Annotated in this window: 12 protein-coding genes; all 12 read left to right on the forward strand. The window is 37.5% G+C overall.

The features are described 5' to 3' along the window. Positions 1 to 5 precede the first annotated feature (5 nt). The 12 genes from ACZSMY_RS14350 to ACZSMY_RS14405 all read left to right on the forward strand — a co-directional run bounded on the left by ACZSMY_RS14350 (position 6) and on the right by ACZSMY_RS14405 (position 14,718). Positions 6 to 791: a sugar phosphate isomerase/epimerase family protein gene (locus ACZSMY_RS14350; RefSeq protein WP_246528993.1), complete on the forward strand. Its 786-nt coding sequence runs from the start codon at positions 6 to 8 to the stop codon at positions 789 to 791. Positions 792 to 1,203: 412 nt separating this feature from the next. Then, on the forward strand, positions 1,204 to 2,037 hold the full coding sequence (locus ACZSMY_RS14355) for a sugar phosphate isomerase/epimerase family protein (protein WP_212928690.1): 834 nt from the start codon (positions 1,204 to 1,206) through the stop codon (positions 2,035 to 2,037). 18 nt (positions 2,038 to 2,055) lie between these two features. Continuing rightward, the gene (locus ACZSMY_RS14360) at positions 2,056 to 2,997 is read left to right on the forward strand and encodes an aldo/keto reductase (protein WP_341172523.1); all 942 of its coding nucleotides are present in this window, start codon (positions 2,056 to 2,058) and stop codon (positions 2,995 to 2,997) included. A gap of 215 nt (positions 2,998 to 3,212) precedes the next feature. Continuing rightward, positions 3,213 to 4,127: a helix-turn-helix domain-containing protein gene (locus ACZSMY_RS14365; protein ID WP_368901213.1), complete on the forward strand. Its 915-nt coding sequence runs from the start codon at positions 3,213 to 3,215 to the stop codon at positions 4,125 to 4,127. Between the two features lie 616 nt (positions 4,128 to 4,743). Then, positions 4,744 to 5,775 (forward strand): bifunctional inositol 2-dehydrogenase/D-chiro-inositol 1-dehydrogenase, encoded by a 1,032-nt coding sequence (iolG, locus tag ACZSMY_RS14370; RefSeq protein ID WP_212928687.1) that lies wholly within the window; start codon positions 4,744 to 4,746, stop codon positions 5,773 to 5,775. A gap of 53 nt (positions 5,776 to 5,828) precedes the next feature. Continuing rightward, positions 5,829 to 6,695: a sugar phosphate isomerase/epimerase family protein gene (locus tag ACZSMY_RS14375; protein WP_212928686.1), complete on the forward strand. Its 867-nt coding sequence runs from the start codon at positions 5,829 to 5,831 to the stop codon at positions 6,693 to 6,695. 247 nt (positions 6,696 to 6,942) lie between these two features. Next, positions 6,943 to 7,875, forward strand: coding sequence for an AraC family transcriptional regulator (locus ACZSMY_RS14380; protein ID WP_052484967.1), 933 nt, complete (start codon positions 6,943 to 6,945; stop codon positions 7,873 to 7,875). A gap of 327 nt (positions 7,876 to 8,202) precedes the next feature. Further along, on the forward strand, positions 8,203 to 9,066 hold the full coding sequence (locus ACZSMY_RS14385; protein ID WP_465147936.1) for a sugar phosphate isomerase/epimerase family protein: 864 nt from the start codon (positions 8,203 to 8,205) through the stop codon (positions 9,064 to 9,066). A 107-nt stretch (positions 9,067 to 9,173) separates the two neighbouring features. Next, positions 9,174 to 10,694 (forward strand): sugar porter family MFS transporter, encoded by a 1,521-nt coding sequence (locus ACZSMY_RS14390; protein WP_465147916.1) that lies wholly within the window; start codon positions 9,174 to 9,176, stop codon positions 10,692 to 10,694. 38 nt (positions 10,695 to 10,732) lie between these two features. Beyond that, entirely contained in the window at positions 10,733 to 11,929 is a 1,197-nt protein-coding gene (locus ACZSMY_RS14395) for a Gfo/Idh/MocA family protein (RefSeq protein ID WP_465147917.1), read from the forward strand. Between the two features lie 275 nt (positions 11,930 to 12,204). Beyond that, complete coding sequence (locus ACZSMY_RS14400; RefSeq protein WP_465147937.1) at positions 12,205 to 13,146, forward strand: sugar phosphate isomerase/epimerase family protein; 942 nt, start codon at positions 12,205 to 12,207, stop codon at positions 13,144 to 13,146. 360 nt (positions 13,147 to 13,506) lie between these two features. Next, positions 13,507 to 14,718: an MFS transporter gene (locus ACZSMY_RS14405; RefSeq protein ID WP_465147918.1), complete on the forward strand. Its 1,212-nt coding sequence runs from the start codon at positions 13,507 to 13,509 to the stop codon at positions 14,716 to 14,718. Positions 14,719 to 14,744: the final 26 nt, after the last annotated feature.

Raw genomic sequence — 14,744 nt, forward strand, 5'->3', positions numbered from 1 at the left:
CTAAATTGAAAGATATTCGCAATAAGTTTGCTGTGGAATTATATTCATTCAGACGTGAGCTTGAAGTGGATTTCGGTGGAACTATACGAGAGCTGCGAAAAATGGGATGGCAAGCTGTTCAGATAGATGGACTTCGCGGTAATAGTGCAGAACATATTGCTGCAGTACTTAAAGAGACAGAAATGAGAGTAGCTGGAATGCATGTCTCACTTGACAGAATGCTTAATGATACAGATAAAGTAATATATGAAGGATTATTGTTTGGTACAAAAGATATTTTTTGCAATTCGTTACCTGAAGAATTACAAAATGAAGAAGGATATAGATATGTAAAGAGTTCATTGCTTGATTTGGCTATGCGACTCAATAGTCTAGGATTTCGAGTGGGCTATCACAACCATGAATTTGAATTTTTATCAAAAGTTGACAATCGTACTGCCTATAATTATTTGATGATGCCTGAGGGAAACTGTTTTATTTATCCTGAAGTAGATACGTACTGGGTTCAATATGCTGAAATTGATCCGCTGTCTGTGATTAAACGATTTCCAGAAAAAATGCCTATCTTGCACTTGAAAGATATAAAATCAGATAAGAGATTAACTTACCCTGAATCTTTAGCTGAGATTGGAACGGGTATTATTGACTTTGTTCCAATATTACAATGGGGTGAGGCGAATGGTACGGAATGGTATGTAGTAGAACAAGATCGCAGTTTTTTAGATGGCGGGATGATGGAAAGCTATCAAATTAGTTTTAATAATTTACTTGAATTACAGGAACAACTGTAAATAATTCTTTTAGAAGGTTTATACAAAAAAGTATAACTTCTCAATTTTAATGAATTGAAGGGTTCGACAAAATAGAAAGAAACGTTTCAAATGTATTAATAATAAAAAGCGTATGAACTAAGTGTATCGTTACTTAAGTTCATACGCTTTTTAAATGGAATGGATATTATTTAATCAATATTGTCTCCATAATACAAAAGATAGGCATCAAATTATAAATATTTATCCTCTTCCTTGATTTAGACTGAAAAATATAACAATAAATTCACAAGAAGATAATAGTAACTTATTGCAATCATTCACAGGTTGCATTATATTTCCAAAAATAATGCAAGCGCTTTAATGAAAAGAATATATCAATAAAAAGCAAACATGTGATAGGACGCCTATTATCTACAAGGAGGATGAAAAAATGAAACTCTGCTATAACCAAGCAACTACATTAGAGAATTCAAACCTTGCCAAGGATCTCGAATACTGTGAGAAGCATGGCTATGACTATATCGAGATCCGCACAATGGATAAATTGCCGGAATACTTGCGAGACCATTCGATGGAAGAATTACAAGATTATTTCCAAAACCATCATATTAAACCAATCGCTTTAAATGCGTTGGTATATTTCAATAACCGCGAGGACGAGGAACAAGTCATCGAAGAATTTAAAACGATGGTGGATAACGCCAATGAGCTGGGAGCTGCTTATGTGGTCGTGGTGCCATTAGTAACTGATCAGGCGCTTCTTAAGGAAGATATTAAAGTGAGTGCAGTCAGTATGTTGAACCAATTCGCGGACATAGCAGAAGCGCAAGATGTGAAGGTGGCATTGGAATTTGTTGGGCATCCGGAATGTACAATTAATACCTTTGAACAGGCTTATGATATTATTGATACGGTAGACAGAAAAAGTGTTGGTTTAGTTTTTGACTGTTTTCACTTTCATGCAATGAATTCAGATTTTGAATTTCTGAAGAAGGCGGATGGAGAGAAAATCTTTATTTTACATATCGATGATACAGAGGATTACCCTGTCGGAGTACTTCGAGACGAACATCGTGTCTGGCCTGGGGAAGGTGTCATTGATCTGGAGAAGTTGCTGCAGACAGTAAAAGAGATTGGTTATAAAGAAGATCTTGTCTCTGTTGAATTGTTCCGTCCGGAGTATTATCAAATGCCAGCGGAGGAAGTGATTCGAAAAGCAAAAGAAACGACACTGGAATCTATCGCAGCTAGTATTCATTCATAGATTAGAGGAGGAGGACACATGGTACAAAAAGTGCAGATTGCAAAAACAGATTTAGTTGTTAACCCGATAGGATTAGGAACCAATGCAGTTGGAGGTCATAACCTATACCCGAATCTGAAGGATGAACAAGGAATGGATATGGTTCGGGATGCCATCAATCACGGCGTAGATTTTTTAGATACTGCTTTTATTTATGGACCGGGTTATTCGGAAGAGTTAGTAGGAAAAGTCGTGAAAGACATGGGCAAGCGTCAAGAAGTAGTCATCGCCACAAAGGCTGCTCATAAGTTTGTAGATGGAGAGGTGCAGTTTGATAATTCTCCGGCATTTTTAAAGCAAGCTGTTGATGATGCGTTAAAGCGTATACAAACAGATTATATTGATTTATTTTATATTCATAATCCCGATGAAAATACGCCTAAAGATGAGGCGGTTGGTGCATTGAAAGAATTGAAGGATGCAGGAAAAATCCGTTCTATCGGTGTTTCCAATTTTTCATTGGATCAGTTAAAAGAGGCAAACAAAGACGGATATGTGGATGTCGTCCAAGATTTATATAATTTGATCCAAAGAGATGCGGAGCAAACATTTTTTGATTATACGAAAGAAAATGACATCTCCTTTATTCCATTCTTTCCGCTTGCTTCTGGGTTGCTCGCTGGCAAATACGATGAAAATACGACGTTCCCAGAAGGGGATTTACGCAATGGTTTTGACCATTTTCAGGGAGAGTCCTTCCGGAAGAATCTTGCCAGGGTGGAGAAGCTGCGAGAGATTGCTGCAGCTAAACAGGTGGAAATTCCTCATTTAATATTAGCTTGGTATTTGGCTAATGATGCCATTGATGTTGTTATTCCTGGAGCAAAGAACGGCTCGCAAGTGCAAAATAACCTGCAAACATTAGATGTTGCTATTTCAGATGAAGAGTATAAAGCAATCAGCGATATTTTTGCTTTGTAAGCTGCTGCATGAAATGAATGGCTGTTACTTATTATTTAGGTGACAGCCTCTGTTTATTCTTACACAAAGGGATAAAAAGCTTGTTATCAATATAAATTGGAATACTTCTATATATGCTTGACACCGATTGATTCCGGGTGCTGTTAAAAAGCTTCTTGTCTTTTTAGAAAATGCGTTAGAGCTTTTTAACTTCATGGGAAAGGTTGTATAAAAGGATGAAAAATCTATTTGAAGGAAAAAAAGATTTAAATAAATATGTTACTTCTATTTCGATATATGGAGCTGAGTTTCGAGTTTATTATTGGGGAGGATGGCAGCGTCATTTTGGCACAAAAGCGCATGTACACAGTTTTTTTGAGGTGTCTTATGTACTTGGCGGAACTGGAGAATACCAGGAAAGGGATGTTAGTTACCCGCTGGCTCCGCACTCTCTTATTTTGACGCGGCCTAATCAGGAACATAAAATATCCAGTGTACAAGGAATGTATTATTTATATTTTGCATTTGAATTAAAAGAAAGTGATTCAGCTAAGAAATGGAGACATTATATACAAGATTTGCAGCAAGAGGTGCAGCCTGTCATCCATTCGCAAGAAGAAGCGATACATGCTTATTTATGGAAAGCACTCTATCAGTCTGCGATAGATGTAGAACATAGATGGAAAGAAGATATGCTTAAACAGCTTGCTTCTAATTTACTGCCTGCTATATTCGACTCCTTTTACCCATTACCTGAACAGGAATCCAGTTTAAAAGATAATGATGATGATTTTGATGAAAGAAAAATTTTAGTTTATCGAGTTAATCTTTATATAAAGGACAATCTGCAAAAAAATCTTAAAATATCAGAGGTCGCAGATGACTTCTATGTTTCGAAGCGCCATTTGTCCCGGTTGATCAGAGAGGAGACGGGCAAGACATTTACAGAGATTTTACAGGAAGAGCGTCTGAGTTTAGCTACGGAATATTTACGAGGAACCAAGATGTCGATTAAAGATATCGCTACGGCTTGTGGATTTTCCAGCCTGCATTATTTTACAAAAGTATTTACGCAGATTATACGAACTCCTCCAGCGAAATATAGAAAGATATATCAAGGGACGGTGGAATCTGAATTTAAGGAAAGCTAAATAAGGTAAATACAAAATCTTCCCTAAAACAATATATACATGTATTAAAAAACTCTTTCCTAATATAAAAGCTGGGAAAGAGTTTTTTAATGAAATGAATGCTTCAAATATATTTTGATTAAAAAAAAGCTGTCCTATATTTCTTTTGTATATGGAAGAAATAATTAACGATTTTCTTTTTACCGGCGAAATACATCCTACCAATGCCAAATATTTCTTTACTAAGTCTGAACTGCCCTCCCCAGCCATGTCCTGAAAATGCAAAAAAATGGCTGAATTATGCAAATACAATTTAAATATCTTTCTCTATAATATACCAATAGATATGATTACTTCATGGGTATATTTTGATTATTTATTAATTATTTTTGAAATAGTAATCGATTTCAAAAAATGTAATATACGCTGTACAAAAGGAATGCATCACTTATCATTGGAAAGCTATGATTATTTCTGTTTCTATAAGTCTTTAAAAACAGAAGGGTATCCATTTGTTTGTGAGTAGAGCGAGCTTCATTCTTCTATAAAAAGAAAACGCATTCAATATGTTGAATAAGTGATGCTTCTAAAAAGTAATCGGTATGTTAATCCAATAAAGGAAGGGCAGGTAACTTTTATGGTTTTAAGAATAGGTGTTATCGGAACAGGAGCAATTGGGCAGGATCATATTCATAGAATTACACACTCTCTGACAGGAGGAGAGATTGTCGCTGTAACCGATGTAAATAGTGAACAGGCACATGCGGTTGTGGAACGCGAAAGTCTGCAGGCGAAAGTGTACGATAATGGTCATGATTTGATTCAAGCGGATGAAGTAGATGCAACCATTGTCACATCTTGGGGGCCAACTCACGAAGAGTTTGTGTTAGCTTCGATTGCAGTTGGAAAACCTGTATTTTGTGAAAAGCCGCTTGCGACAACAGCGGAGGGGTGTAAGCGAATCGTAGAAGCTGAAATGGAATATGGGAAACAGCTGGTGCAGGTAGGTTTTATGAGACGGTATGATAAAGGATATCGTACATTGAAACAGGCTGTCGATAATAACAAGGTTGGTGAACCGTTGATGCTGCATTGTGCACACAGAGCACCTTCTGTTACGAATTTTAGCGGTGATATGGCAATTACGGATTCGTTTGTGCATGAAATTGATGTGTTGAGATGGCTGATTCAGGATGATTATGTTTCTACACAGGTTATCCAGCCAAGAAGAACAACCCTTGCTGAAGAAGGGTTGCAAGACCCGATTATTATATTATTAGAAACGAAAAAAGGAATACGAATCGATACGGAGATTTTTGTTAATTGTCAATATGGATATGATATCCAATGTCAGGTTGTCGGGGAGACGGGCATAGCTAATTTGCCGGAACCGCCTAGCCTTCAAATGCGCAGTCAAGCCAAGCTTTCCACTGATATTCTAGTAAATTGGAAAGAACGCTTTATCGAAGCATATGATGTTGAATTACAAGAGTGGATCAATTCTACGGTCAACGGTGAGGTGCATGGTCCGTCAGCATGGGATGGTTATGTTGTAGCAGTGACAACGGATGCAAGTATTGAAGCGAAACAAACAGGAAAAATCGTTCCAATAGAAATGCCTGAACAGCCAGCTTTTTATCAAGAGGCTAAAGCAGAACATACTGTTTAAAGGTGATGAAACAAAAATAGTATCAGACAAACTTTTTAAAGGAGATGAATAGAATGCGTTTAGCTTATGATCCATCACATTATCGTGATAATACGAACTTAAGGGATACGATTGAGAATGTTGCCCGGTTAGGTTATGAGTATGTGGAGCTTTCCCCGCGGGAGGATTTTATCTGGTTCAATCAATATCCGAAAGTCGATAAGCAGTTAATCAAAGATTTAAAGAGATATTGCTCCGATGCCGGCGTGAAAATTTCATCGGTACTTCCTGTTCAACAATGGTCTTCTCCCGTAGAAGAAGTAAGAGAAGCAGCAGTTAGAAATTGGAAGCGTTGTATCGAAATTACCTCTGAATTAGGTGTCGATTTGATGAATACAGAATTTGCTGGAGATAAAACACGTCCGACAGACAGTGAAGCAGCGTTCGTGAAATCAATGGATAAATTGATGCCTCTTTTTGAAAAAGAAGGAATCAGGTTAAATATCCAATCGCATCCACATGATTTTATTGAACTGAATACGGAAGCAGTCCGGATGATTCGTGCATTAGATAAAGATTGGATCAAGCTGGTCTATTCTGTCCCGCATGCTTTCTTCTATGATGATGGGATTGGAGATGTAGAACAGCATCTAGAGGAGGCAGGCGACTTGCTTGACCATGTACTCATTGCAGACACGCTGAATCATAAAGCCGCGTTTGGACTGCGTTATATTATCAATCCTCCCGGTGCAAATGTAACGATTCATCAGCACTTAAATCCTGGCGAGGGTGAAATCAATTTTGATGCATTATATAAGAAATTAAGAGAAATGAAGTTTGATGGTATCGTGACAAATGCAGTATTTGCTTATCCGGATCGACCGGAGTGGTCCAATGAATTAACGTTGAAATCTATTAAAGGGGGTTTACATTTGGATTAATAAATAGCATGTAAAAATAGAAGGTTAGAGATATAGATGTTTACTCCGTAATATCAGGTATACATAACAGTTTGTATGCTTGATATTACCCTCGTTAAATGAGACGAGTAATCGCAGCGCTATAGTCTAATCCGTGAACTATGTACCGATTAGAGGAAAAAGATGATGTTATGGATCTGAATTGTGAGAGAATCGTGCAAACTCCCAATGAATGATGTTTCACTTTATAACAACAAGAGTATTTGAAATGAATCAAGAGGGGGAGTCTTATTTGAATTTACACAGATTTGTTTTGGGGAGAAAGGTGTTAAATCAAAGCGCTCATCATTTGGTGCAAGACGGAGCAACGTTTCATGTTCATTATTGGGGTGTTGTACCAAAACATTATGATAATTCTCTGCATAAACATTCCTTTTTTGAGATATGTTATGTAATTGATGGAAAAGGAACTTATATGGAAAAAGATTGTGTATATACACTGCAAAAGGATATCCTATTTATTTCAAAACCAGAAATCTTACATCAAATACGAAGCGAAAAGGGATTGGCGCTCGTATATGTTGCATTTGAATTAATCGAATCGGAATCTAGTAATGAATGGATAAATATGATGGAGAAGGTGAAGCAATGCCAGCAGCCTGTTATTGAGGTGAAAGAAGATACAACAGCTAACTTACTCTGGAAAGCTTTACTTATCGAATCGATTAAAACCAAAAATAATTTTTTTGAATATATATTACCTAATTTAGCAGCCTCACTTATACACTCTTTGTTAGAAATGTTTATTCCCAATCCGCAAGCCAATATTCAAGCAAATATATCTGAAAATACTTCATCTTTGTTAGCTCAAGCTAAATTATTTATTAAAGATAACTTAGCGAATGACTTAAAGCTTTCACATGTTGCGAATCATCTACACATATCTGGCCGGCATTTATCACGGTTATTTGTATCTGAGCTAGGAATTAATTTTTCGAAATTTGTTCAAAAAGAGCGAATTAACCAAGCAGCAACATTGCTGAAAACAACGGATTTAACTATTAAAGATATTGCCAGAGAAACAGGTTACCTCGATGTACATTATTTTACAAGGGTTTTTACTGATATAATGCGACAGCCTCCCAGACGTTTTCGGGCACTTTATATGAACTCCGAAAAAATTATATATACAGATGATTAATAGATTACCTCTTGATCTTGGATTTCGTATAGAAAGAAGTAAGAGGGTGTTTCCTGTCTTTAAAATCCAAAAATAATAAAAAGTCGTCTGGATAAGACAAAGACATTCATCAATCATTATCTTATAATTACAACTATCAATTACCTTCTGGTTATATATTGATTACTTTATGGTATTAAATTGATTCAAATCAGTAAATAATGCATATCAGCAGGTGAGTTAGCAATCACCCATTTAAAAAAAGAGGAAAGAAAGGTTTAAGTTGGAATTAGATTTAAAATGATAGCGCTTTAATTGGGGTGAAAAAATAAAAAGGAGATGAATATCATACGTTTAGCATACGATCCGTCACATTACCGTGATAATACCAACCTGAGAGATACAATTGAGAATGTTGCCCGATTAGGTTATGAGTATGTGGAACTTTCTCCGAGACAAGATTTTATCTGGTTTAACCAATATCCAAAAGTGGATAAGCAGATGATTAAAGATTTAAAGAGATATTGCTCTGATGCTCGAGTGAAAATTTCATCGGTACTTCCTGTTCAACAATGGTCTTCTCCCGTAGAAGAAGTAGGGGAAGCAGCGGTTAGAAATTGGAAGCGCTGTATCGAAATTACCTCTGATCTGGGTGTTGATTTGATGAATACGGAATTTGCTGGAGATAAAACACGTCCAACAGACAGCGAAGCTGCATTCGTGAAATCAATGGAAGAGCTGACGCCTCTTTTTGAAAAAGAAGGAATCAGGTTAAATATCCAATCGCATCTACATGATTTTATTGAACTGAATACGGAAGCAGTCCGGATGATTCGTGCATTAGATAAAGATTGGATCAAGCTGGTCTATTCTGTCCCGCATGCTTTCTTCTATGATGATGGGATTGGAGATGTAGAACAGCATCTGGAGGAAACTGGCGACTTGCTTGACCATGTACTCATTGCAGACACGCTGAATCATAAAGCCGCGTTTGGACTGCGTTATATTATCAATCCTCCCGGTGCGAATGTAACGATTCATCAGCACTTAAATCCTCGCGAGGGTGAAATCAATTTTGATGCATTATATAAGAAATTAAGAGAAATGAAGTTTGCTGGTATCGTGACAAATGCAGTATTTGCTTATCCGGATCGACCGGAGTGGTCCAATGAATTAACGTTGAAATCTATTAAAGAAGGCCTAAACCTTTAACAATTTAAAACTGCTGGGCAGAAAATTATGCATCGTTAAAAGTGTAATTTCAGAATCTGTCAGAAACGCGAATATTTTCTTACGCAAAACAATAGAAACGAAGGAACTTGGTTAGTTTCGAAGTAATTGTTAAGTATGAAAGACGGTACATTAAAACAGCTAGAATTAGTCTGACACGATACAAAAGGAGGGAGAATCGGATAGTTATGTTAAATAATAATCGTTCATATATTGTATTTGTTGCAATGGTAGCTTCTTTAGGGGGACTTCTTTTCGGTTATGATACGGCTGTTATTGCTGGGGCAGAGCAATCTATACAATTGTATCTGATTGATAGCCTGGGGTTGGGGTCGTTAGTTCATGGATTTACAGTATCCAGTGCATTGATAGGATGTATTTTAGGTGCATTACTTTCTGGGTTATTATCCAATAAAATAGGACGGCGTAATACACTGGTTATTGCAGCTATATTATTCTTTCTATCAGCATTGGGTTCAGCTTATCCGGAATTAATCTTCTTCACAATGGGTGAGCCGAGTCATGCATTATTGGCTACTTTTAATTTTTATAGAATAATTGGCGGCGTCGGGGTTGGATTAGCTTCAGCGATAGCCCCAGTTTATATTAGTGAAATGAGCCCTGCGAATATTAGAGGGAAGATGGTAATTATCTATAATATGGCTGTTGTATTTGGCCAAACCGTTGTATATATTGTCAACTGGGGAATTGCTAATGGTCAAACCGCGGCATGGATAAATGATACAGGCTGGCGGCTTATGTTTGCTTCCGAACTAATTCCAGCAGCGCTTTTCTTTATTCTACTATTATTTATTCCAGAAACACCTAGGTATCTGGCTTTAAATCATGACTATGATAAAGCTTATAATATATTGGAGAAATTAAATGGTTCTAAGCAAATTGCAAGGGAAACACTTCAAGATATAAAAACATCGTTAGAAACGAAAACGGAAAAGGTTGGACTATTATATTACGGTAAACGCGTTTTAATTGTTGGGATGACGATTGCGATGTTATGTCAGTTTATAGGTATAAATATCATTCTGTATTATGCGCCGCGTATTTTTGAAAGCCTTGGTGCGGGTCAATCAACAGCAATGCTGCAAACAATACTTGTTGGAGCTATAGGTATTGTCGTTTCATTTATTGCTATCTGGCTTATTGAAAGACAAGGAAGAAAATTTTTGTTGATGTTTGGTGCTGCGGGGTGTGCCATTTGCTTAAGTGCAGTAGCTATCCTTTTCTTTGCAGGAATCGAAGGAGTCAGTACATTAATATTTATTCTAGGGTTTGTTGCTATATTCCAGATGACTTGGGGACCTGTTGCCTGGGTAATGGTTTCAGAGATTTTTCCTAATAAAATCAGAGGACAGGCTGTTGCGTTTGCAGTAATGTTATTATGGACTGCTAACTGGATAGCTTCTACTACATTCCCACCGTTAAATGATATGTTTGGTCCTGGAGCATTTCTAATTTATGGGCTGATAAGTACGTTTGCTTTCTTCTTCATGTGGAAATTTGTTCCTGAGACGAAGAATAAATCGTTAGAAGAAATCGAAGAAATATGGACTGGTAAGAAAAGTGATGACTTAAAAAATAAAATAAATTAAATATTAAAAATTTATAAAAAGTATAGGAGAGTGTAAAAATGATCAATGGAGAAAATAAAATTGCTAGACCATTACGCTGGGGAATGGTTGGCGGCGGAAGAACAGGACAAGTAGGGTACAAACATCGTACAGGCGCATTAAGAGATAAGACATATGATTTAGTTGCTGGAGCTTTTGATATTAACGCAGAACGAGGAAAAGATTTTGGAGTGAATCTGGGAGTGGATAGTGATCGCTGCTATCCGGACTACCAGACAATGTTTGCTGAAGAATCTAATCTGGATGATGGGATAGAAGTTGTCTCTATTGCAACACCAAATGGCACGCATTATGAAATTACCATGGCAGCTCTTCATGCTGGGATTCACGTAATCTGTGAAAAGCCATTAGTTTTTACTACAAAAGAAGCAGTGGAAATCAAACAATTGGCGGAAGAAAAAGGTTTAATTGTTGGAGTAACTTATGGTTTTTCAGGAAATGTCATGCTTCTGCAAATGCGTGCCATGATTGAACAGGGGAAAATTGGAGACATTCATTTAGTAGATTTACAGTATACACATGGTTATGCTGCGACCAGTGATGGAGATAAGAAGAATGCAGCGCAAAAATGGCGCGTGGATCCCAAAATTGCCGGGCCAAGCTTTGTTCTCGGGGATCTTTCCACGCATACGTACTACATGTCACAGTTGATTATGCCGGAAATGAAAATCAAAAAGCTATTATGTGACCGCCAAAGCTTTGTAGGAAGCCGCTACCCATTAGAAGATAACGCTTATGTATTAATGCATTATGAGAATGGTGCAGTTGGAAGAATGTGGACATCTGCTGTGGATGCAGGATGTATGGATGGTCAGCGTATCCGCATTGTTGGTTCGAAAGCGAGTTTAGAGTGGTGGGATAGTAAACCCAATGAATTGCGTTATGAGGTGCAAGGGGAACCAATCCAAACATTGGTGCGGGGAACAGAGTATTTAGATGACTTAACGAGCGATTATGAACGTTTAGGCACCTTGCATCAAGAAGGATTATCCGATGCCTGGGCAAATATTTATCTAAGAATTGCCGTAGCTATTGACGCGAAAAACCGTGGCGATGAAGCAACATTAGATAAACTTATTTACCCTGATATTGATGCTGGTATTGCTGGTGTTCAGTGGATTGAAAATTGTGTGCGTTCCGCTGATAGTGGGTCTGTTTGGGTTGAATATGAAACAGAAGAAAGTGTACATGCATAATTAATAATAGTCATGAAAAATGAAGAAGCGCATACGAGTAATAGATTTTCATTTAAGTTAGAAAGATGAAGTATTGTATTTACCTTAAGCGACAAGCTGTTTAGTCTATTTCAACTTAAAAAAATATTAGATAGTGAATAGTGATACAGGAATGGATGCTGATGAAACGGGAAGCAGGTGGCTGGTTACCTGCTTCCCGTTTCCATTTAAATTATAAATCATTCAAACGAAAGCGAAGGAAAAGTTTATATGAAGAAAGGGGATAATAGATAATGATGAAATTAGCGTTATGTACGGATGTATTGGGCGATTTATCTTTTACGGATATGTTGGACAAGGTGAAGGAGTATGGAATAGAAGCAGTAGAAATGACTGCAGGCGGCTGGTCTCCTTGTCCGCATGTTCCTACAAATGAATTATTGGAAGATGAAAAGAAATTAGAGGAATTTAAACAGGAATTAAAGCTACGTAATATTGAAATTGCTGCATTGAATTGCTCTGGTAATCCTCTTTGCCCTGGAGAATTAGGAGAAAAGCATACGAAAACAGCATATCAGACGGTTGACTTAGCTGAAAAGCTTGGTGTGAAAAAAATTGTAATGATGAGCGGGTTGCCTGGTGGCGGTCCGGAAGATAAATTCCCCAATTGGATTACTTCTACTGTTTCGTGGCCTGAATACATGCCATCTGTATTAGAATATCAATGGAATGAAGTTGCTATTCCCTGGTGGAAGGAATTTGCCGACTATGCTCAAAAACATGGAATAGAGAAGATTGCATTAGAAGCATTCCCCAGCCAATTAGTTTATAGTGCTTCCACTTTGTTAAAATTAAGGGAAGCTGTCGGGGATATCCTTGGGATTAACTTGGATCCATCCCACTTATTTATCATGGGTGCTGATCCAATTGCAGCTATTCGTCCGCTAGAAGGAGCTATTTATCATGTTCATGGAAAGGATGCCCGGATTGAGAGCAGATTAGCTGATGTAGATGGTCTATTAGAATCGCTTCCGGTAACAGCAACAAAGGACAGAACCTGGAATTATGTAGCGGTGGGCTGTGGTCATGATCAGCAATGGTGGAAGGAATTTTTCTCTAATCTAAGTATGGTAGGCTATGAAGGGTATGTTTCATTGGAAATGGAAGATTTAACGATGAGTGTGGATGCTGGTCTGCGTACGTCAATTGATTCTTTGGAAGCAACATTAATAAAATAAAAATTATGTACGTTTACTAAAGTTGGATAAACATGCCATTCAAGACCTGCAAAATAGTATAGGTATCTGATTACAATCAAAAGAGCTGATTCTTAGAAATCGAGTTGAAAAACTGGATGGATAAGACAGCTTTTTACACGTTAGAAAAGCATTCCTGTGATGAAGTGGAATGGGGGTTGGAAAAAAAGGGCCATTGATATGATATAAGGTAACCACGCCGATTAGCAAAAAATGAGCCTTTAAAATAACTAAAGTAAGTATTTATGAATTATAAAAAAGGAAAAGATATATTTTTAAAAAATCACCTAATTTATTAGTGGTCTGCAAACTATTAAAATCCATATGGAAAGTAGGCTATCCATGACAAAAGCAATGAACACGAACAAAAATTTATTTATGCTGGTTTCATTTTTATTATGGTTTCCGCAATTTATGTATGTTCCTACCTTATCTCCTTACATGGAGCATACAGGAATTCCATATTCCTTTATCGGAATTATTCTGGGGAGTTACGGATTGACCCAATTATTGTTTAGACTGCCAATTGGGATAACCTCCGACATCATAAAATTAAGAAAACCATTTATCATCTTTGGCATGTTTATTAGCATGCTGAGCTGTTTTATTTTTCTAACGATGGATGGGGCTGGATGGTTATTATTTGCACGTGCGCTGGCTGGACTTGCGGCTGCATCCTGGGTTGCTTTTACGGTTTTATACCCGATTTACTTCTCAGAGGATAAGGTTCATGTAGCAATGGGGAGTATTTCCTTTATTGTCGTACTGGCCCAATTTTTAGGAATGAGCTCTAGCGGCTATATTGTAGAAGAGTGGGGATGGAAAGCGCCATTTTGGATTGGCAGCGTGTTCAGCGTGATTGGATGGGGGCTTGCTTTCTTTATTTATGAACCGAAAAATAAGAAGGTCTCCGAACTGATTAAGTTAAAAGGATTAATACATATTATCCGTGAACCGTCTCTATTGAAAGTGTCTCTTTTATCCATATTGGCTCATAGTATTATTTTCTCGACTATGTTTGGCTTTACGTCAACTTTTGCGTTACAGACAGGTTTTGAAGCGAGTCAGATTACCTGGATTGTAGCTGCATTTATGGTACCGCATGCGATTGCGACGCTTTTTATGGGGAATGTGGTTATTCCTCGCTTAGGAGAGGGAAAGTCCTTGGTGGCTGCCTTTTTGCTGGTGACAATAGCTACCTTGCTTGTTCCATTTGCACAATTAAAGAGTCTCTTTTTGATTATCCAGGGATTGCAGGGCTTTTCCTTAGGAATGATTTTCCCGCTGCTGCTGGGGATGTCTATCCAATCGATTAAACCCGCAAAAAGAGCAACAGCTATGGGGGCGTATCAATCTATCTATGCAATAGGTATATTTGTTGGTCCGTTTTTAGCAGGAATGGTTAATTCGCAGTTTGGTATCGCATCTGGATTCTATTTTGCAGGCGGATTAGGGCTGATAGCGACGCTGCTTGTCGCCATCTGGTATAGAGAAAAGATATTTACTCGTCTTTCATTTGGAAATAAAGGTTCAAAGAAGCATCATGCGATTTAAAATCACTAGTGTTATATGATTGGAGG

The sequence above is a fragment of the Oceanobacillus sp. B139/18 genome, assembly GCF_055524595.1.

What these genes read in the sequence shown, in the direction of transcription:
- ACZSMY_RS14375 (WP_212928686.1), top strand. Translation starts at nt 5,829, where the DNA reads ATGCGTTTAGCTTATGATCCATCACATTATCGTGATAATACGAACTTA.
- ACZSMY_RS14405 (WP_465147918.1), top strand. Translation starts at nt 13,507, where the DNA reads ATGACAAAAGCAATGAACACGAACAAAAATTTATTTATGCTGGTTTCA.
- ACZSMY_RS14360 (WP_341172523.1), top strand. Translation starts at nt 2,056, where the DNA reads ATGGTACAAAAAGTGCAGATTGCAAAAACAGATTTAGTTGTTAACCCG.
- ACZSMY_RS14355 (WP_212928690.1), top strand. Translation starts at nt 1,204, where the DNA reads ATGAAACTCTGCTATAACCAAGCAACTACATTAGAGAATTCAAACCTT.
- ACZSMY_RS14380 (WP_052484967.1), top strand. Translation starts at nt 6,943, where the DNA reads ATGAATCAAGAGGGGGAGTCTTATTTGAATTTACACAGATTTGTTTTG.
- ACZSMY_RS14400 (WP_465147937.1), top strand. Translation starts at nt 12,205, where the DNA reads ATGAAATTAGCGTTATGTACGGATGTATTGGGCGATTTATCTTTTACG.
- ACZSMY_RS14395 (WP_465147917.1), top strand. Translation starts at nt 10,733, where the DNA reads ATGATCAATGGAGAAAATAAAATTGCTAGACCATTACGCTGGGGAATG.
- iolG (WP_212928687.1), top strand. Translation starts at nt 4,744, where the DNA reads ATGGTTTTAAGAATAGGTGTTATCGGAACAGGAGCAATTGGGCAGGAT.
- ACZSMY_RS14365 (WP_368901213.1), top strand. Translation starts at nt 3,213, where the DNA reads ATGAAAAATCTATTTGAAGGAAAAAAAGATTTAAATAAATATGTTACT.